Source organism: Pseudomonas sp. GM78 (genome assembly GCF_000282475.1).
GTDB lineage: Bacteria > Pseudomonadota > Gammaproteobacteria > Pseudomonadales > Pseudomonadaceae > Aquipseudomonas.
Genome location: NZ_AKJF01000124.1, coordinates 26,309 through 44,514 on the forward strand (window position 1 = coordinate 26,309; position 18,206 = coordinate 44,514).

Below are 18,206 nucleotides of genomic sequence, written 5' to 3' on the forward strand. Positions count from 1 at the left end.
GGCACTACGCCCCTTCCCCTCTATTCACCTGATTTATTGCTTCACACCGCTCCTCCAGCAACCGCACGAACATGGTCAGGCTCTGCGACACCGTGCCCCTGCGCCACACCAGCCAGGTGCGCAAATAACGGAAGGATTCGGACAATGGCCAGACGCTGACCGTGCTGCAGCCGGGCATGCTCTGAAGCATGCTGCGCGGCATCAGGGCCAGGCCGGCGCCGGCGCTGACGCAGGCGAGCATGCCGTGATAGGACTCCATTTCGAAGATCTTGCCCGGCACTGCCGCGTCCTTGGTGAACCAGCTTTCGAAGTGGTGGCGGTACGAGCAGTTGGAGCGGAAGGCATAGATGTTTTCGCCGTTCACGTCCTGCGCGCGATGGATCGGGCTGTGGTTGAGCGGTGCAATCAGCACCATTTCTTCTTCGAACGCCGGCACGCCTTCCAGCGCCGGGTGCAGTACCGGGCCATCGACAAACGCGGCGGTCAGGCGGCCTGCCAGCACCCCATCGATCATGGTCCCGGACGGTCCGGTGGACAGGTCCAGTTCGACCTTGGCGTACTGCTGGTTATAGGCCGCCAACAGCTCGGGAATCCGCACCGCCGCGGTGCTCTCCAGCGATCCCAGGGGAAATGTACCCTGGGGTTCTTCACCGGCCACCGTGGCGCGGGCTTCCTGGACCAGGTCGAGAATCCGCCGGGCGTAGTCGAGGAAACTCCAGCCGGCCGGCGACAGGCGCAGGCGGCTTTTTTCGCGGATGAACAGGTCGACGCCCAGATCCTGTTCCAGTTGCTTGATCCGCGTGGTCAGGTTCGAAGGCACCCGATGGATGTGCTGCGCGGCCACGCTGATGCTGCCGTGCTCGGCGACAGCCTTGAAAATCTCGAGCTGAACCAGATCCACATCATTCTCCAAACGTGAACGGGACGCTCATTATTATTCAGTTTCAAGAAAACATACAGCACCGTAACCTGAGCGCATTCCTACCCGCAGGACGGTGCCATGACAAACATATCCATCCTTACCCACGCCATTTCGATCAACCCGGCGACTGGTGAACAGATCGGCCACTACGCTTACGAATCCGCAGCGGCACTGGACGCCGCCCTGTCGCGTTCCGCCAGCGGGTACCGTGCCTGGCGCCGCATACCGCTTGCACAACGCGCACAGCGCTTGATTGCCCTTGGCCAGGCCTTGCGCGACAACGCACAAGCCTTGGCCACCATGATCACCCTGGAAATGGGCAAGCCGATCGCCCAGGCTCGCGGTGAAATTGAAAAATGTGCGCAACTCTGCACCTGGTATGCCGAACACGGCCCCGCCATGTTGAACGCTGAACCCACCCTGGTCGAAGGCGGCAAGGCGCGCATCGAATATCGCCCGCTGGGCCCGATTCTCGCGGTCATGCCGTGGAACTTCCCGATCTGGCAAGTGCTGCGCGGTGCGGTGCCGACGCTGCTGGCCGGCAATACCTACGTACTCAAGCACGCGCCCAATGTCATGGGCAGCGCCTACCTGCTGCTGGAGGCCTTCAAGCAAGCGGGCTTTGCCGAAGGCGTGTTCGAGGTCATCAACGTCACGCCGGACGGTGTTTCCACGGCGATTGCCGACCCACGCATCGCCGCCGTCACCCTGACCGGCAGTGTGCGCGCCGGCATGGCCATCGGTGCCCAGGCTGGCGCGGCACTGAAGAAGTGCGTGCTGGAACTGGGCGGTTCCGATCCGTTCATCGTGCTCAACGATGCCAACCTCGACGACGCCGTCAAAGCGGCGGTGATCGGTCGTTACCAGAACACCGGGCAGGTCTGTGCGGCAGCCAAGCGGCTGATCGTCGAGCAAGGCATAGTCGAAGAATTCACCCGGCGGTTTGTCGACGCCACGCGCAAACTGGTGCTTGGCGATCCACTGTCCGCCGAGACGTACATCGGCCCGATGGCCCGCTTTGATCTGCGCGATGAACTGGATCAACAGGTGCGCGACACCCTGGAGGAAGGCGCGACCTTGTTGCTGGGCGGCAAGAAAGCCGAAGGCTCGGGCAACTTCTATGAGCCTACGGTACTGGCCGGCGTCACTGACCAGATGACTTCATTCAAGCAGGAGCTGTTTGGCCCGGTCGCTTCGATCATTACCGCCCGCGACGCAGCGCATGCGCTGGAACTGGCGAACGACAGTGAGTTCGGCCTGGCGGCCACCGTCTACACCGGCAATGTCGAGCAGGCCCAACAGATGGCCGGTGAACTGGAAACCGGCGGGGTGTTCATCAATGGCTACTGCGCCAGCGACCCGCGCGTGACCTTCGGTGGCGTGAAGAAAAGCGGATTCGGTCGCGAGCTGTCGCACTTCGGCGTACGTGAATTCTGCAATGCACAGACGGTGTGGCTGGATCGTCACTGATCGAATCCAACAACCTGGCACACACAAAAACGCCGCTCAATGAGCGGCGTTTTTTTGCATCAAAGGTGTGCAAGCCTCAGGCCTTGCAGTCCCAGGCACGGTCGCCGTGCTCGTCCTTGACGCGGGTAGGCAGGCCCATCACGTCCAGCGCCTTGAGGAACGGCTCGGCTGGCAGCTCCTCGACGTTGACCATGCGCTGCACGTCCCACTCGCCGCGGGCTACCAGCAGGGCTGCAGCCACCGGTGGAACACCGGCGGTATAGGAAATGCCCTGGCTGTCGGTTTCGGCAAAGGCTTCCTCGTGGTCCGCTACGTTGTAGATGAACACTTCGCGCGGCTGGCCGTCCTTGGTGCCCTTGACCAGGTCACCGATGCAGGTCTTGCCGGTGTAGCCAGGGGCCAGCGAGCTCGGATCAGGCAGCACGGCCTTGACCACCTTGAGCGGCACGACTTCCAGGCCTTCGGCGGTCTTGACCGGTTGCTCGGAGAGCAGGCCGAGGTTCTTGAGTACGGTGAACACATTGATGTAGTGCTCGCCGAAGCTCATCCAGAAACGCACGTTGGGCACGCCGAGGTTCTTCGACAACGAGTGCACTTCATCGTGACCGGTCAGGTACAGGTTCTGCGAACCCACTACCGGCAGGTCGTCGGTGCGCTTGACTTCGAACATGGTGTTGCTGGTCCACTGGCTGTCCTGCCAGCTCCACACCTGCCCGGTGAACTCGCGGAAATTGATTTCCGGATCGAAATTGGTGGCGAAATATTTGCCATGGGAACCGGCATTGACGTCGAGAATGTCGATCGAATCAATGCGGTCGAAATACTGTTGCTGGGCCAGTGCCGCATAGGCATTGACCACACCCGGGTCGAAGCCCACGCCGAGGATGGCGGTGACGTTCTTCTGCTGGCATTCCTCGAGGTGCTTCCACTCGTAGTTGCCATACCAGGGCGGCGTCTCGCAGACCTTGCCCGGCTCTTCGTGAATGGCGGTGTCCAGGTAGGCCGCGCCAGTATCGATGCAGGCACGCAGCACCGACATGTTGAGGAAAGCGGAACCGACGTTGATGACGATCTGCGATTCGGTTTCGCGAATCAGCGTCTTGGTCGCCTCGACGTCCAGGGCATTGAGGGTGAATGCCTTGATTTCAGCGGGCTGTTTGAGGCTGCCCTTGGCCTTGACGCTGTCGATGATGGCCTGGCATTTGGAGATGTTGCGCGACGCGATAGCAATACGACCAAGTTCGTCGTTGTGCTGCGCGCACTTGTGGGCCACCACCTTGGCGACACCTCCTGCACCAATGATAAGTACGTTCTTCTTCAATTTTTCTCTCACTCCTTCTCAGCCAGCTTACGAGAGGCTGGACATATAGTCGTTGTAACCGAACTCACGAACCACCTCGACACTACCGTCGAGTTGTTTCACTACGATGGACGGCATTTTCAGGCCGTTGAACCAGTTCTTCTTGACCATGGTGTAGCCCGCGGCGTCGACGAACGACAGGCGGTCGCCGATGGCCAGCGGGCGATCGAACTGGTATTCACCGAAAATGTCGCCGGCCAGGCAGGATTTACCGCACACCATGTAGGTGTGCTCACCCTCGCTCGGGGCCAGCTTGGCATTCAGGCGGTAGATCAGCAGGTCGAGCATGTGGGCTTCGATGGAGCTGTCCACGACCGCCAGGTGCTTGCCGTTGTAGAGAGTGTCAAGCACGGTGACTTCCAGCGACGCACTCTGGGTGATGGCCGCCTCGCCCGGCTCCAGGTAAACCTGTACGCCGTATTTCTGCGAGAACGCCTTGAGGCGCGCGCAGAACTCATCCAGCGCGTAGCCTTCGCCGGTGAAGTGAATACCGCCACCCAGGCTGACCCACTCGACCTTGTGCAGCAGGTGACCGAAACGCTCTTCGATGGTGCACAGCATTGCGTCGAACAGGCCGAAGTCGCCGTTCTCGCAGTTGTTGTGGAACATGAAGCCGGAAATCTGCTCGATGACCTGCTCGATCTTTTCCGGGTCCCACTCGCCCAGGCGGCTGAACGGTCGTGCCGGGTCGGCTAGCAGGTAATCGGAGCTGCTCACCTGCGGGTTGACGCGCAGGCCACGAACCTTGCCTTCAGACGCTTCAGTGTAGCGCTGCAACTGGCCGATGGAGTTGAAGATGATCTTGTCGCAGTTGTCGAGCATCTCCTCGATTTCGTCATCGGCCCAGGCGACGCTGTAGGCGTGAGTCTCGCCCGCGAACTTCTGCCGACCGAGCTTGAGCTCGTACAGCGACGACGACGTGGTGCCGTCCATGTACTGCTGCATCAGGTCGAACACCGACCAGGTGGCGAAGCACTTGAGTGCCAACAGGGCCTTGGCCCCGGACTGCTCGCGCACATAGGCAATCTTTTCCATGTTGCCCAGCAGCTTTTGCTTGTCGATGAGGTAGTACGGCGTTTTGATCATTTCGAGGCCTCCGGCAAGGCCAGCCAAAAAAAGGATGCGCATTGTGCCCGCACTGGCCACATATCGAAAGAGCAGAAGTGCAGTTCGTCGGCCAGGGATCTGCGCGGCGACCCCGCAAGATCGCACTCATAGGCGACAAAAAGATGACGCCGCGGCCAATTGCCATCTATTTTCGATCTCGCCGACGACCGGTCTAACACGGCACAAAAAACGACTATTGTTTTTAGTGACAGGTCACTGGTGACCGAATGTCACCGCTACGATATCAGACTCACCAATCGCCCGTTCAGACTGGGGACAAAGTAAGGCGTAACGCTTGGCAAGGTGTTTTAACCCGACCACAGGCCTCGCCCATAACCTTTCGTCGCAAATGAAATCGACCCTGGTAAACCCGGCCTTCTCTGGCTTGGGGATTGCACCGGCCCGCGTTAGCCATAGCGAACGACATAAAACTGACGCGATGGCCATCCAATCAACGCTAAAGGACTCCAGCAATACGCTTGGTCAGTCACCGGAGATGTAACGTGTCAACTCTCAACGAAATCGCAGCGAACCACGCGAGAATGGCTAAGGCAAAGGAACAGGAGTCGACCGGACTGAGTGAGCGACAACCGCACATTGTAGGAAGCATTGAAATTCCCTCCCACGTCGAGCAACCGCATATCCCTCTGCACCTCATCACCGCAGCCCAGGACAACAACCTCGCCCAGGTATCGGCCTTCGTAGCCTGACGGCGCTCGACGCCAGAGATTACCCTGCGCCAGACATTGCAGGAGCCCGGCTCGCCGGCGAAGAGACCCGAACGCGCGATGCAGTATTCGAGGACGCCTTCGCCGGCAAGCCTGGCACCTACAGTTGATCGGGTACATCCACGAGCGACAGTTTGGCTGTCAGACCGCCATCGCTGGCAAGCCAGCTCCCAAGTGTAGACGCACATACCCGCCTGCAACCCCCACTTTCTAATTCCAAAACAGCTTTGTCGGACAATATGTAGTGTCTAAAAATATTCACTACAAAACCGTTGACGCCTTCGATTTGCCCTTGCATGATGCAGACGTCTCCCCGATCGGGAGTAGCAACACGCTTGAGCAAGCTCGTCTGACCGCCGAGCTGTTTTTTCCGGATACACGCTGCCCACAAGGCAGATTGAAGAAGCTGACCTGGCCTGAACGTCCAGTACAAGGACGAGAAGCGCTGGCGATCCATCCTCATGATGCTTGTGGCCGACCCTCAAAACGTCGGCAGGGGCCGAAGGTTATCGCCGCTTCTCTTCGTTGTGACGCTATTGCGTAGCAGTTATTCAACACGACTACATGCAACAGACGCGGTACCCCGCCGATTTCGGCGGACGACTGCTGACGTCCTGGTTTCGGTGCCAGGGATCAACTAACCGATGGGCTACTTGTATTAGCGAATCAACTTTGAAAGATCACCAAATGGTCAAGGGGGCTTTATCATGAACCTGAACAATCAACCTACTATCGAAGAACTGGCTCGTATGTTCGCGGCGCAAAAAGACAGCCACGACAGCCATATCCTGTGGATCAGCAAATCGGGCCAGGTGCATATCGACTGCCTGTCGCCACATGCCCATGAAGCGGAGTTCGACCAGAACAACCAGAACCTGCTCGCCCGACTGAAAATGTACCGTCGCGGCCAGGGCTATGTCGGCAAGAAAGCCGCCGCCGACAAGGACTTCATCGGTAATGTCCTGCAAACGCTGAAACAGGCCTGGGACTCGCTGCAGAACCAGAACGAAGTTCGGGTGATTGACCGGTTCTACTGATTGATTAATTAGTACCTCAATACAAGAAAGGGCCTGCTCCGGATAAGAGCAGGCCCTTTTTTAATGCCTTTCCTGCCCCCCCCCAATTAACCACTGTAGGAGTGAGCCTGCTCGCGATAGCGGAGTGCCAGGCGCCAAATTTGTTGAATGTAAGTCCGTCATCGCGAGCAGGCTCACTCCTACAGTGGTTACGGGGTGTTCAAGAGAACTCGGTGCCCAGCACCAGATCCATGAACGCCACCGACGCCGCACTGTGATAATTGTTCTTGCGTCGAAGCAGCGCGGCCCCGCGTTTGGGCCCCTCACCCAGCAATGGAATCCTGCGCAATGCACGCTCTGAAGTGGCGATCGGTTCCGGGAGGATCGTGGCAATGGCGGTGTGCGCAATGACTTCCAGCAAGGTGTTCACCGAGTTGACCTCAATGACCACCTTGGGCGTGATCTGCGCGGTGACGAAGTACTCATCAATGCAGGTACGGGTGATGAAGTCCTGGGTCAACAACGCAAACTCCAACTGCGCCACTTCTTGTGCGCTCAACGCAGCCTGGCTTTCATACAGTGGGTGAGCCCGGCCCACCATCAGCCCCAGGGTTTCGGTAAAAGCCGGGATCGATTCGATGTCGGCATTTCTCACCTGATCGAACGCAATCGCGATGTCCAGCGAATCATCCGCCAGCCCCGCCTCGATGTCGGCCATCGACAACTCGAAAATCTGCAGATGGATGTTCGGATACCGCGCCACGTAATCGCGCACTAACGGCCCTGCCAGATAAGCCATGAAGGTGGGCGTCATGGCCAGGCGCAAGGTGCCACGGGACAGGTCCTTCACGTCATGCAGTGCCCGCTTGCCCGCCTCAAGTTCCACCAGGACCCGACGGGCGCATTCGATGTAGGCCTCGCCCGCGTCAGTGGGCTTGACCGTACGCGAGGTGCGGTCGAACAGGTTGACGCCCAGGGTTTCCTCCAGTTGCCGGATCTGTTGCGACAGGGTCGGTTGGGAAACGTGCAGCGCCTCGGCGGCGCGGGTGAAGCCACCGTGGTCGGCGACGGCCAGCAAATAACGCAGATGACGCAGCAGCATGGGATCACCTTCTATAGGCAGAGCTTATGCATCGCATTGTATATCGGTCTTGGACGCTATGAATGGATCAGCAGAAGATGGCTTCACACCCGAAACAGCCCACTGCGACAGGAGAAACACCATGCAACAGTCCCACGCCTACAACGATCCCAGCCTGGCCCTGACCACTGAAGTACTGGATGCCAAGGCGCGTAAAAACCTGTCCTGGCAGGATCTGGCTGAAGGCACCGGCCTCGGCCTGGCCTACGTCACCGCGGCCCTGCTCGGCCAGCACCCGCTGCCGGAAAGTGCCGCCAACGTGATTGGCGAGAAACTTGAGCTGAACGCCGACGCCATCGCTCGCCTGCAGATCATTCCGCTGCGCGGCAGCCTCTCGGGTGTCCCGACCGACCCGACCATCTACCGCTTCTACGAAATGATCCAGATCTATGGCACAACGCTCAAAGCCCTGGTCCATGAGCAGTTCGGCGACGGCATCATCAGCGCGATCAACTTCAAGCTGGACATGAAGAAAGTCGAAGACCCGGAAGGTGGCTCCCGCGCCGTGATCACCCTCGACGGCAAGTTCCTGCCGCTGCGCCCTTTCTAAGTGGATACCGGCCCGCGCTGTGCCGCGGGCCAAACCCGACTCCCCCCTGAGGACGCAAACATGCAAGCGCTCATCGATGGTTTCCTGAAGTTCCAGAAGGACGTCTTTCCGCAACGCACCGACCTGTTCAAACACCTGGCCACCACGCAACATCCCGGCACCTTGTTCATCACCTGTTCCGACAGCCGCGTCGTGCCGGAACTGCTGACCCAGCAAGAACCCGGTGAGCTGTTCGTCATCCGTAACGCCGGCAATATCGTGCCCTCCTACAGCCCTCATCCGGGCGGCGTGTCGGCCACGGTGGAGTACGCGGTCGCCGTGCTGGGCGTGACCGACATCGTGATCTGCGGGCATTCCGACTGCGGCGCGATGACGGCGGTGGCCAAGTGCAAATGCATGGACCACCTGCCCGCCGTCAGCGGCTGGCTGCAACACGCCGAGTCGGCCAAGGTGATCAACGAATCGCGACCCCACGCGGATGAGGCGGCCAAAGTCAGTTCGATGGTGCGTGAAAACGTCATCGCGCAACTGGCCAACATCCAGACCCACCCAAGCGTGCGCCTGGCCCAGGAGAAAGGCCTGTTGAACCTGCATGGCTGGGTGTATGACATCGAGACCGGCTCGATCGATGCCCTGGATGCGGGCAGCCGCACGTTCGTGTCGCTGGCCGAGCACCCGACGACTTGCGCCGTGCAAGGCAAACCCGTCGAAGCCGCCTGAGCTTGAGGGCAGCGACCGCCCGGGCAGCCGCTGCGCAAGTTTTTTAGCGTTTGACCGACAGATCGACCTGGGTCATGCGACTGCGAATGGTAAACACACCATCACCCGAGAGAATCGCGCTGCGTGCGAACAGGCGCCCGCTCTCCCAGTTCGACAAGCCCAGTTCCGGCTTGTTGAGTGCGTACTGGCCATCGACCCAACGGGTGATTCCATTGCCGACAAAGGGCGCGTTGACCGCGTTATAGAAGCGTTCCTGGGTCGCCGCATTTTCACTGAGCAGCGACACGGTGAATTGCGGACTGTAGCGGTTGAACAAGGCGATGGCGCTGTCCAGGTCGTCGACGATCTTCAGACTGACTTCCGGGGTTTCTTCCCATTCCCACTCGCGACCCAATTGATCTTCCGGAAAAGGTTCGGCCAGTGCTTCGGTGCGGTAGCCTTCGGCGCGGTAGACCTCGACACTGGCGGTTTGCCAATCCGCCGGCAGGAACGCTTCGCTGCCCTCTACGATGTGCAACTTGCAGCCCTGGCCGCGTGCCTTGCCGGCCTGCTGAAGCGCGTCGAGAAACAGCGGCACCAGTTCGGCGGCGCGATCGCGCTGGATCAGGCACACGTTGAGGGTGTTGCAGACCTTGCGGTCGAGGGAGTTGCGCACCACGGCGGCGAAGCGCGTGGCATCGGCGTCGGTGTCGGCGATCAACCAGGCACCGCCGGTGCCATGCAGGCTGACGGCGGTGCCGGCCTGTTGCGCGATGCTGCCCAGCTGACTGACGGCGCGCCCCGAACCACGGGCCACGGCCAGCGACAGTCGTCGGTCGGCGAACATCGCCCAACCGGCGGCGTGATTGACGCTTTCCACCAACGACACCGCACCGGTCGGCAATCCGGTGTCGTGCAGTGCCGGGTTCAGTGCGTGAGTGACGATGGCCTGTGCCGTGCCCAACGCATCGCTGCCAATGCGCAGCACCGCGGTGTTACCGGTGCGCAACACGCCGGCGGCATCGGCGAAGACGTTCGGCCTGCCCTCGAAGACGAATGCGACGATACCCAGCGGCGAGACCACTTGTTCGACTTTCCAGCCGTCGTGCTCGACGCAACTGATCACTTTGCCGCGGGTGGCCGACGCATCGCGCCAGGCGCGCAGGCCGGCAATCATGTCGCGGCGCATGCGCTCATCGGCCAGCAAGCGCGTGGTCGAACGACCGCGGGCCTTGGCCCGTTCGATGTCGGCCAGGTTGGCGGCCTCGATCAAGGCCCAGCACTCAGGCGTCTCCAGACGTTGGGCGAACACATCGAAGAAGGCGCTGATGGCCTGGTCCGACACCGTCGACATCGCCTTGAAGGCCGCTTCGGCACGTTCGATCGCCAGCGCTGCCGCTTGCTGGTCCGCCACCGGGATCAGCAACAGTTCGCCACTGACCTGCTCCACCAACAGGTGGTCACCGGGCGCAAAGCGTGCCGCCAGTTCGGGGCTGACCACCGTGACACGATTACCGGCGAAAGGGATCGGCGTGCCAGCGACTAGACGTTCGAGTGCAAGAGACATGAAGCGGTATCACCATGCAATGGGCGGGCGGAAAATGTATAGCAAAAGCCGCCGAGCGTCATCCGCCACGCCCCTGCACCGATGATCGCAAACCCGCCGGCGCCGGGCCGGCGCACCTACGCTTAAAGCGTACCCCCCGCGTTTGCTGTTTCGAAGGAGGCCGTCATGAGCGACGAATTCAGAAGCCATGGCGCAGCCCTTGACGACGAAGGTCTGGAAAATGCCCTGGACCTGGCCAAAGTCAGCGCTGCACAACTGTGGGCTGTTCTGGCAGTAGAAACCTCCGGCAACGGATTCTTTTCCGATCGCCGTCCGAAAATCCTTTTCGAGCGTCACGTCTTCAGCCGCTTGACCCAGCAGAAGTTTGACGCACAACACCCCGATATCAGCAGCAAAAGCCCTGGCAACTATGGTGCGTCGGGGGACCACCAGTACGACCGGCTCAACCAGGCGATTGAGCTGAACCGCAATGCGGCGCTGCAAAGCACGTCGTGGGGGCTGGGCCAGATCATGGGGTTCAACTTCGCCTCCACCGGCTGCGCAGACGTCGAGTCGATGGTCAAGCGCATGGTCCTGTCCGAGAACGAACAGCTGCTGTGTACGGTCGGCACGTTGATCGGTGGCGGTTCCATCGGCGCGCTACGGGCCAAGGACTGGGCGAACTTCGCCCGTCGTTACAACGGCCCCAACTATGCCATCAACAACTACGACGTGCGGCTCAGTGCCGCGTATCAAAAGTTCTCCTACGGCGGCACGCCCGACCTCAGGATTCGCACCGCGCAAACCTACCTGACGTACCTGGGCTGGCACCCCGGCACGATTGACGGCATCGTCGGCAAACAGACCCGGGATGCAATGAATCTGTATCAGGCCAAAGAAGGCCTGGAACTGACCACGGTGCTCGATGACGAGACGCTGGAGCATCTGCGCAGCCGGATTCTGGCGATGCCGCTCTGACGTGATGCCCAGCCGGATTAATAGTCCTGTGCTGGTCCCTGTGGGAGCGAGCCTGCTCGCGATGAGGCCTGACCAGTCAATATCAATGTTGACTATAAGTCCGCCATCGCGAGCAGGCTCACTCCCACATTTCTCTGAACGTATCAAAGTGTGTACAGCCCCGCCCCTGACACACCAGGCCTTCAAATCCCCGCGCCAACGACACACCGCAGATACACCCGGTTGATGAAATACGTCTCAACGGGCACACCCCCGGTCCGACATCCCTGCCTTGAAGGAGATCAACCATGAACGCCACTATTTCATCGGCCGTGAAAGGCCTGCACCTGAACCTTGACCGTGCCGGCAGCTGGATCGCGCCACTGACCTTGAGGGTGTTCCTAGCCTGGGAATTCTTCGAGTCGGGCCTGGAAAAATTCAATGGCGAAAACTGGTTCGCCGACATCCAGGACCGCTTCCTGTTTCCGTTCAACCACCTTCCTGCCACGCTGAACTGGGAATTGTCGATGTGGGTTGAGCTGATCTGCGCGCTCGCCCTGCTGGTGGGCCTTGCCACGCGGTTCTCGGCGATCAGCCTGATGGTGGTGACCATCGTCGCGACAGCTGCGGTGCACTGGCCGGCCGACTGGTCGACCTTGAGCGAACTGGCCCAGGGTTACTCCATCAGCAACAAAGGCTTCGGTAACTTCAAGCTGCCGCTGATCTACCTCGCCGCCCTTGTGCCGCTGCTGCTTTCGGGCCCTGGCAAGTTCAGCCTCGATGCGTTGCTGGCCCGGTTTTTCTGGCGCCGCAATCAACACTGAAAAGAAACCCTTTAACCAAATAAAAAATGGGGACTTCGATGAAGCCCCCATTTTTTTGCCCGCAAATTATCGAAGCATTTCTTCCACGGTCTCAATCCCCGCCAGTTGCGGATGCGCATTGCGTTCATGTACATGAGCATGCGGGGTGCGGTCGATCAGCAGGCTCAGCAATTCCGGACGGCTGTAGTGGCCGCGCGAATCCATCATGCGCTTGCGCTTGTCGATCAGGCTCATGTCGAGGTCGACGATCACCTCGCCTTCACCCTCGGTCAACGCCCCCAGCACCTCGCCGTTCGGATTGATGATTGCGGTGTAGCAACCGCCGGAGATCGGACCGATCGGGCAGCCGGTGTCGGCCATGATCTGCGCCTGTTGCTCAGGGTTGAGCCAGGCCGTGGAGTTGACCACGAAGCAGGCCGCTTCCAGGGCGTGCTGGCGAATGCTGACTTCCATCTGCGAGGCGAACAGGGTGCCGGCGAACGAGCCCGGGTACATCGAGGCGTGGATCTGCTCGCCATCGGCCATCAAGGCGTAACGCGCCAGCGGGTTGTAATGTTCCCAGCACGCCAGTTGGCCGATGCGCCCAACCGCGCTGTCGGTGGCGCGCAGGCCGGAACCGTCGCCCATGCCCCAGATCATCCGTTCATGGTAGGTCGGGGAGATCTTGCGGCGGCTCTGGATCAGTGCGCCGTCGGCGTCGAACAGCAACTGGGTGTTGTACAACGTACCGCCATCACGTTCGTTGACGCCGATGGACACCACCATGCCGGCCTCCCTGGCCGCGGCACCAATGGAATCGGTCACCGCCGACGGCACCGTCACGGCCTGGTCCAGCAGTTTGAGATGTTCAGCGCCCATGGCAAAGGGCGCCTGGACAAACGAGAAATACGGGTAGTACGGCACGATGGTTTCCGGAAACACGGCGAACTGCACGCCCTGCCCGCCGAGCTCGAGAATCTTCTCGACGACTTTATCGACGGTGCCTTCACGGCTGTAGAGCACGGGGCTGATTTGTACGGCGGCGGCTTTGACAAAGGTCATGGCGGTCATCTCATTGAGGGAACGGGCTTCAACGAGATAAATATTACGCTAATAATATTTAGTCCTGAATGTCGTATACACCACCTTTTAGGACATCACCCCCGAGCAGCCCGCTGAATCACCTGCGGCGGCTGCCCGAAAGCACGCAGAAACGCCCGACGCATGCGCTCCCTGTCACCAAACCCGGTTTCGGTGGCCACCACATCGATCGAGTGCCGGCCGGTTTCCATCATCAACCGCGCGGCCTCCACCCGCAGGCTTTCGATGGCCTTGGCCGGCGATTGCCCGGTTTCGGCATTGAACACACGGCTGAATTGTCGAGGACTGAGATTGGCGGCGCTGGCCAGTGCCTCGACCGACAGTTCGGACTTCAGGTTCTGCTTGGCGTAAGTCAACGCAGCCTGGATGCGATCGGTCCTGGGCTGCAACTCCAGCATGACCGAAAACTGCGACTGCCCGCCTGCCCGGCGGTGATACACCACCAACTGACGGGCTACCCGCCGCGCGACTTCGGCCCCCAGGTCCATCTCGACCAGCGCCAGCGCCAGATCGACGCAAGCGCTCATGCCCGCGGCCGTCCAGAGGTTGCCATCGTTGATGAAGATGCGGTCCTCTTCGACTTTGATCCTGGGGTACGCCCGCTGCAGCGACGCGGCGTGACACCAGTGGGTGGTCGCCCGCCGGCCATCGAGCAAACCGGCCTCGGCCAGGGCAATGGCCCCGGTGCAGATCGAACCCAGGCGGCGAGTGTTCTGGCTGGCGCGGCGCAAAAACTCGACCAGGCCGGGTGATACCGGGCGAATCAGGTTATCGCCCATCACCAGCAACGTATCGAACGAACGCTGGCCGAACGCTGTGGTTTCTACGGCAAAACCGGCGGAGGTTTGCACCATGCCGCCGTGTTCGGACAGCAAGGCGATGCTGTACACCGGCTCCTGCATAGCGTTGTTGGCTAGTTCGAATGTGGCACACATGGCCAGGCCGAGGACCTGGAAACCGGGGTAAACGATGAGTCCGATGTGTTGCATGGTGGTTGTCCAGAATGACCTTATTAGTGGCATAGCCGGTTATTCAGCCATAGCACCACACTGTACGCCAGCCGCCGTACTGCGGATGAAAAGCCATCCGACGGCAATTCGGCCAGACAATCGCCCATTAAGGCCATACCCCTTCATTTATTGGGTCTATAAATAACAGTACAGCGTTGGCCGCAAACAAGAGGCACAGGCCATGGACAGCAAGGATTCGGGCACAAATATGGCCTTCTGGCTGCCAGGCAGTGCGGTCATCCTGAGTCTGGTGGTATCGATGTTCGCACTCACCCGCGAACCCTTCCTGGAGCCGCGCCCCATCGGCGCCCAGTTCCAGGCCCAACTGCCCATCGAAGCCCGGCTGTGGCAGGACCCTTTCGACGCCGTGGAGCGTTATCGCAAGAAGCTTGCCGACAGCAAGAACCCGGACGCCGAGAACGTTTGCAGCCCCGACCTCTCTCCCCTGGGCGCAGGACAATCGGCGCCCGACATCATGGTCGCGCTGGTCGAGGGCGGCCCCTACGCCGATGAAGTCGAACGGCGTCGGCGCATCCGCTATGCCTTGCTGGCCGGGTTCAAGAACTCCCATCGGGTGCCCGATCAGGAGCAGTACATCCACTGCCTGAAACTGGCCGCCAACCTGTCACTGGAGGCGCCGCAAAAAAGCGCTTTCGTCGATATGCCCTACGAAGTGTTCGTGTCCAATCCCTTCGATCCACCGCTGGCGCTCGAGGGCAAACCCGCACCGCCCGACCGCACGATCGTGTTCTGGCTGAAACAGGACGCGCTCGGCTCGACGCCGCTGCAACAGCTCGAAACTCTACGCGACAGCCTGAACAAAAAAGTCGCCATGGCCTGCGCGCCAGCCCCCTGCGCCGAACCACCGGCCAACGCCGTGCTGAAGGTCATAGGCCCCTCGACCTCGACCGTGCTGCGCGACATGTTCCAGGACCAGGACATCGGCAAGGCCTCGCCGAACATGGAAATCTACTCGCCGCTGGCCACGGCCGATAACGAAACACTGGATCGCGGCTACCAGAAGCTTTCACCGCCCCTGCAAAACCGGCAACCCATGAAGTTGCTGCGCACCGTCAGCGACGACGGCACCATGACCCAACTGATGCTCGAGGAGTTGAAGCTGCGCCGCGTCGACCCGGCTACTGGCGTACGCTGCGGTGAGGGCAAACTGAGCCGGATCGGCTCACCCTGCACCGGCAATCTGCGGCGCAGCGCCAACCGCATCGCGTTGATTTCCGAGTGGGACAGTTTCTACAGCCGCGCCCTGATCGAAAGCTTCAAGTTGCAGGTGGCCAGGGACGCCCGACTCGGCGACGGTGACAACCATAAGGGTGCTGTCGACCAGTGGATTTTACGCTTCAGTTACTTGCGCGGTCTCGACGGGCGCCTGCCGGAAGAATCGGCGAGCACCGATAAAACCGCCACTTCCAATGTCGGTAAAAACGCCCCTGGCGTGTCCACAATCGACCTCAGCCCGCTGGAGAAATCCGACGGCAATTCCCAGCTCGACTATCTGCGACGCCTCGCCGACCACATCGCCAGCGAAGACGCGGCCTATCGACGCGATGGCGAAAGCGGCATCGGCGCCATCGGTATCCTCGGTGTCGATGCCTACGACAAGCTGCTGGTACTGCAAGCCCTCAAGAGCCGGATGCCCTACAAGCTGTACTTCTCCACCGACCTTGACGCGCGCATGCTGCAACGGGGCCAGGCGCAAACCACGCGCAACCTGATCCTCGCCGCGCCCTATGGCCTGACACTGACCCGCGCCCTGCAACAGGACGTGCCGCCGTTTCGCGACAGCCTGCAAAGTGCCGTGTTCATCTCAGTACTGGCGGCCTTGGCCCCGCAATCCTTCGATGCCAAACGCGCGAAGTTCGACTATTCCAAATCGGAGCTGCTCTCGCCCGGCATCTACGAAGTGGGCATCAGTGGCTTCATTCCCCTGGCCACGCGACTGGGCGCCTCGCGCCCCATCAGTTGCCAGGCGCCCACCCAAGCCCAGTCGGAGCGCGGCATACTGCCCCACGACCTGATGGCGCTGCGTTGCCTGCAAGATCCATCGCCGCCGCCCTACCCTGAACCCTCCCGGTCCCTGCGCGAGCGATTCAAACAAAGCCAGTCGTTCTTCTGGGCGGGCCCCTTGACGCTTACCCTGCTGACCATCGCCGCGTTCATCCTCTGGTGGCGCATCGAAGGCCCTCAGGACGAACACGACACGCGCCTGGCGTGGGTACGCGGCGTACCTATCACGCTGTTCATGGTCGCGGCGGCCTGCGCCTTCATCGCCACGCGCTACTGGCACGCGGAGTTCCTGTGGTTCACCTTCGTGCTGGTGCTGCTGGGCATCCTGTCTTCGAACCTGCTGCGCCGCTCCACACGGCGACTGGCACTGGCCCAGGACGCGACGGCGAGTATGACCCCGGCCTCATACGATGCCTGGGCGTGGTACATCGTGGTCCCGCTGGTGGTGTTCATCCTCGCGTTGATGCTGGCGTACCAGATGCGCAGCACCTTGACCGACAACGGTCTGGGCGAGCCGATGTTCCTGCTCGAAGGCATCAGCGCCTGGCCGACCGTGGCACTGCGCCTGCTGGCCGTGCTGATCTCGCTGTCGGCGTTGACCTGGGGCTGGCGCAAGCTGCGCATCAACCGCGCCGACATCGAAAGCGCCTTCCATTTGCGCCTGCACATGCGCAAATACCAGACGACCCTGTGGGGCCAGGTGCAACGGTTGATCCGCCGCGGCAGACGCTGGAGCTTGCGCCGATGGTGCAATGAACTGGGCCATTGGCTGCTGCTGATTTTCTTCCCGCTGATGAGCGCCAACGAAGACTGGTCGAAGTCCTGCGCCGCCGCCCAGGCCCGCTGCACGGACGGACGCAAGATGATCGTCATTGCGCGCTTCTGGGGTGAGCACTGCATCTGCGGTTCGTTCGGTGCCCGCCTGTTGCGGGCGATGCTCGCCACCTGGGCCTACGTCGTGGTCACCAGCGTGCTGTTCGTGATCTGGCCCATGGAAGGCACGCCCGTACGCGGCGCCTCGGATTGGTGGATGTTGAACTGGCTGATTCCGACACTGACTTTCCAGCTTCTGGTGTTCTGGGTGATGGATGCCAACCTGTTGCTGACGCGCTTCATCCGTCATTTGAGCGAGCACCATGCGATCTGGCCAGGGACTTTGCAGGCCGAGCACAAGAAAATCTTCGGCATGCTCAAACATCCCTGCATCGATGAGTGGGTGGATCTGCAGCTGATTGCCAAGCGTACGTCGGCGGTCAACCGGCTGATTTACGCGCCGACCGCAGTGCTGTTGATCCTGCTGGCGTCACGCAGCAGCCTGTTCGACAACTGGCCGACGCCGCCGGGGCTGATGATTTCCTACCTGCTGACCGCGTTGCTGCTGCTCAGCTCCGCGCTCACCCTGCGCCGAGCCGCGGAAAAGGCCCGCACGGTGGCCTTGCAACGAATCGACGCCTATTTGCTGGAAACCCCGGAGTCGACGCCCGGCTATGCCAAGTTCAAGATGATCCGCGAGCGGGTTGCAACGCTCAACACCGGTTCGTTCTCGCGCTATTCCGAGGATCCGTTGATTCGTTCGCTGCTGTTGTCGCTCACGGGTATCGGCGGTTCGGCGATTGTTGATGCGTTGAATTATGCGAAGTTTTGATCGGTTGCTGTTCATAAGAATTGGATGGGGTGTATATCCGTTGCTGCGGTAACGGCGACTTATGGTTTCGCCCTTACGGCGACTCCCTTTTTCAAACGCCAAAAAGGAAGCAAAAGGCTTTGCCCC

At 60.7% G+C, this 18,206-nt stretch carries 15 protein-coding genes; 8 read left to right on the top strand and 7 right to left on the bottom strand.

Going from position 1 to position 18,206, the window contains the following annotated elements:
- Positions 1-4 precede the first annotated feature (4 nt).
- Positions 5-901 carry a putrescine utilization regulator PtrR gene (gene ptrR / locus PMI35_RS11875; protein WP_008061664.1) on the bottom strand — a complete coding sequence of 299 codons (897 nt, stop codon included), beginning with the start codon at positions 899-901 and terminating at the stop codon, positions 5-7.
- A 99-nt stretch (positions 902-1,000) separates the two neighbouring features.
- Here ptrR and PMI35_RS11870 point away from each other — a divergent pair, with 99 nt between their 5' ends.
- A complete protein-coding gene (locus PMI35_RS11870; protein WP_008061665.1) occupies positions 1,001-2,392 on the top strand; it encodes an aldehyde dehydrogenase family protein in 1,392 nt (463 codons plus the stop codon).
- 76 nt (positions 2,393-2,468) lie between these two features.
- Here PMI35_RS11870 and PMI35_RS11865 read toward each other — a convergent pair whose 3' ends face one another.
- Both PMI35_RS11865 and nspC read right to left on the bottom strand, forming a co-directional pair.
- Entirely contained in the window at positions 2,469-3,713 is a 1,245-nt protein-coding gene (locus PMI35_RS11865; RefSeq protein WP_032831777.1) for a saccharopine dehydrogenase family protein, read from the bottom strand.
- 27 nt (positions 3,714-3,740) lie between these two features.
- A complete protein-coding gene (gene nspC, locus PMI35_RS11860) occupies positions 3,741-4,838 on the bottom strand; it encodes a carboxynorspermidine decarboxylase (protein ID WP_008061669.1) in 1,098 nt (365 codons plus the stop codon).
- A 524-nt stretch (positions 4,839-5,362) separates the two neighbouring features.
- On the opposite strand from nspC, the gene PMI35_RS11855 reads away from it, so the two are divergent.
- Together PMI35_RS11855 and PMI35_RS11850 are read left to right on the top strand one after the other, a co-directional pair.
- Positions 5,363-5,569: a hypothetical protein gene (locus tag PMI35_RS11855; protein ID WP_008061677.1), complete on the top strand. Its 207-nt coding sequence runs from the start codon at positions 5,363-5,365 to the stop codon at positions 5,567-5,569.
- Positions 5,570-6,294: 725 nt separating this feature from the next.
- Complete coding sequence (locus PMI35_RS11850) at positions 6,295-6,624, top strand: hypothetical protein (RefSeq protein ID WP_008061679.1); 330 nt, start codon at positions 6,295-6,297, stop codon at positions 6,622-6,624.
- A gap of 199 nt (positions 6,625-6,823) precedes the next feature.
- On the opposite strand, the gene cynR is transcribed toward PMI35_RS11850, so the two are convergent.
- The gene (gene cynR, locus PMI35_RS11845) at positions 6,824-7,705 is read right to left on the bottom strand and encodes a transcriptional regulator CynR (RefSeq protein ID WP_008061683.1); all 882 of its coding nucleotides are present in this window, start codon (positions 7,703-7,705) and stop codon (positions 6,824-6,826) included.
- Positions 7,706-7,826: 121 nt separating this feature from the next.
- On the opposite strand from cynR, the gene cynS reads away from it, so the two are divergent.
- Together cynS and PMI35_RS11835 are read left to right on the top strand one after the other, a co-directional pair.
- Positions 7,827-8,294 (top strand): cyanase, encoded by a 468-nt coding sequence (gene cynS / locus PMI35_RS11840; protein ID WP_008061686.1) that lies wholly within the window; start codon positions 7,827-7,829, stop codon positions 8,292-8,294.
- 60 nt (positions 8,295-8,354) lie between these two features.
- Positions 8,355-9,014, top strand: a complete 660-nt coding sequence (locus PMI35_RS11835; RefSeq protein ID WP_008061687.1) for a carbonic anhydrase — start codon at positions 8,355-8,357, stop codon at positions 9,012-9,014.
- A gap of 43 nt (positions 9,015-9,057) precedes the next feature.
- Here PMI35_RS11835 and PMI35_RS11830 read toward each other — a convergent pair whose 3' ends face one another.
- Positions 9,058-10,560 (bottom strand): aldehyde dehydrogenase family protein, encoded by a 1,503-nt coding sequence (locus PMI35_RS11830; protein WP_008061688.1) that lies wholly within the window; start codon positions 10,558-10,560, stop codon positions 9,058-9,060.
- 165 nt (positions 10,561-10,725) lie between these two features.
- Here PMI35_RS11830 and PMI35_RS11825 point away from each other — a divergent pair, with 165 nt between their 5' ends.
- Together PMI35_RS11825 and PMI35_RS11820 are read left to right on the top strand one after the other, a co-directional pair.
- Complete coding sequence (locus PMI35_RS11825) at positions 10,726-11,517, top strand: N-acetylmuramidase domain-containing protein (RefSeq protein WP_008061689.1); 792 nt, start codon at positions 10,726-10,728, stop codon at positions 11,515-11,517.
- A 287-nt stretch (positions 11,518-11,804) separates the two neighbouring features.
- Positions 11,805-12,320, top strand: coding sequence for an HvfX family Cu-binding RiPP maturation protein (locus PMI35_RS11820; RefSeq protein WP_008061691.1), 516 nt, complete (start codon positions 11,805-11,807; stop codon positions 12,318-12,320).
- 66 nt (positions 12,321-12,386) lie between these two features.
- Here the strand turns inward: PMI35_RS11820 and PMI35_RS11815 are convergent, their stop codons facing one another.
- Positions 12,387-13,361 (bottom strand): nitrilase-related carbon-nitrogen hydrolase, encoded by a 975-nt coding sequence (locus PMI35_RS11815; protein ID WP_008061696.1) that lies wholly within the window; start codon positions 13,359-13,361, stop codon positions 12,387-12,389.
- Positions 13,362-13,456: 95 nt separating this feature from the next.
- Positions 13,457-14,389, bottom strand: a complete 933-nt coding sequence (locus PMI35_RS11810; protein WP_008061697.1) for a GlxA family transcriptional regulator — start codon at positions 14,387-14,389, stop codon at positions 13,457-13,459.
- A 202-nt stretch (positions 14,390-14,591) separates the two neighbouring features.
- On the opposite strand from PMI35_RS11810, the gene PMI35_RS11805 reads away from it, so the two are divergent.
- Entirely contained in the window at positions 14,592-18,080 is a 3,489-nt protein-coding gene (locus tag PMI35_RS11805) for a hypothetical protein (RefSeq protein WP_008061698.1), read from the top strand.
- Positions 18,081-18,206 lie beyond the last annotated feature (126 nt).

What these genes read in the sequence shown, in the direction of transcription:
- PMI35_RS11870 (WP_008061665.1), top strand. Translation starts at nt 1,001, where the DNA reads ATGACAAACATATCCATCCTTACCCACGCCATTTCGATCAACCCGGCG.
- PMI35_RS11810 (WP_008061697.1), bottom strand. Translation starts at nt 14,389, where the DNA reads ATGCAACACATCGGACTCATCGTTTACCCCGGTTTCCAGGTCCTCGGC.
- PMI35_RS11850 (WP_008061679.1), top strand. Translation starts at nt 6,295, where the DNA reads ATGAACCTGAACAATCAACCTACTATCGAAGAACTGGCTCGTATGTTC.
- PMI35_RS11825 (WP_008061689.1), top strand. Translation starts at nt 10,726, where the DNA reads ATGAGCGACGAATTCAGAAGCCATGGCGCAGCCCTTGACGACGAAGGT.
- cynS (WP_008061686.1), top strand. Translation starts at nt 7,827, where the DNA reads ATGCAACAGTCCCACGCCTACAACGATCCCAGCCTGGCCCTGACCACT.
- PMI35_RS11815 (WP_008061696.1), bottom strand. Translation starts at nt 13,361, where the DNA reads ATGACCTTTGTCAAAGCCGCCGCCGTACAAATCAGCCCCGTGCTCTAC.
- PMI35_RS11835 (WP_008061687.1), top strand. Translation starts at nt 8,355, where the DNA reads ATGCAAGCGCTCATCGATGGTTTCCTGAAGTTCCAGAAGGACGTCTTT.
- nspC (WP_008061669.1), bottom strand. Translation starts at nt 4,838, where the DNA reads ATGATCAAAACGCCGTACTACCTCATCGACAAGCAAAAGCTGCTGGGC.
- PMI35_RS11805 (WP_008061698.1), top strand. Translation starts at nt 14,592, where the DNA reads ATGGACAGCAAGGATTCGGGCACAAATATGGCCTTCTGGCTGCCAGGC.
- PMI35_RS11830 (WP_008061688.1), bottom strand. Translation starts at nt 10,560, where the DNA reads ATGTCTCTTGCACTCGAACGTCTAGTCGCTGGCACGCCGATCCCTTTC.
- PMI35_RS11820 (WP_008061691.1), top strand. Translation starts at nt 11,805, where the DNA reads ATGAACGCCACTATTTCATCGGCCGTGAAAGGCCTGCACCTGAACCTT.
- cynR (WP_008061683.1), bottom strand. Translation starts at nt 7,705, where the DNA reads ATGCTGCTGCGTCATCTGCGTTATTTGCTGGCCGTCGCCGACCACGGT.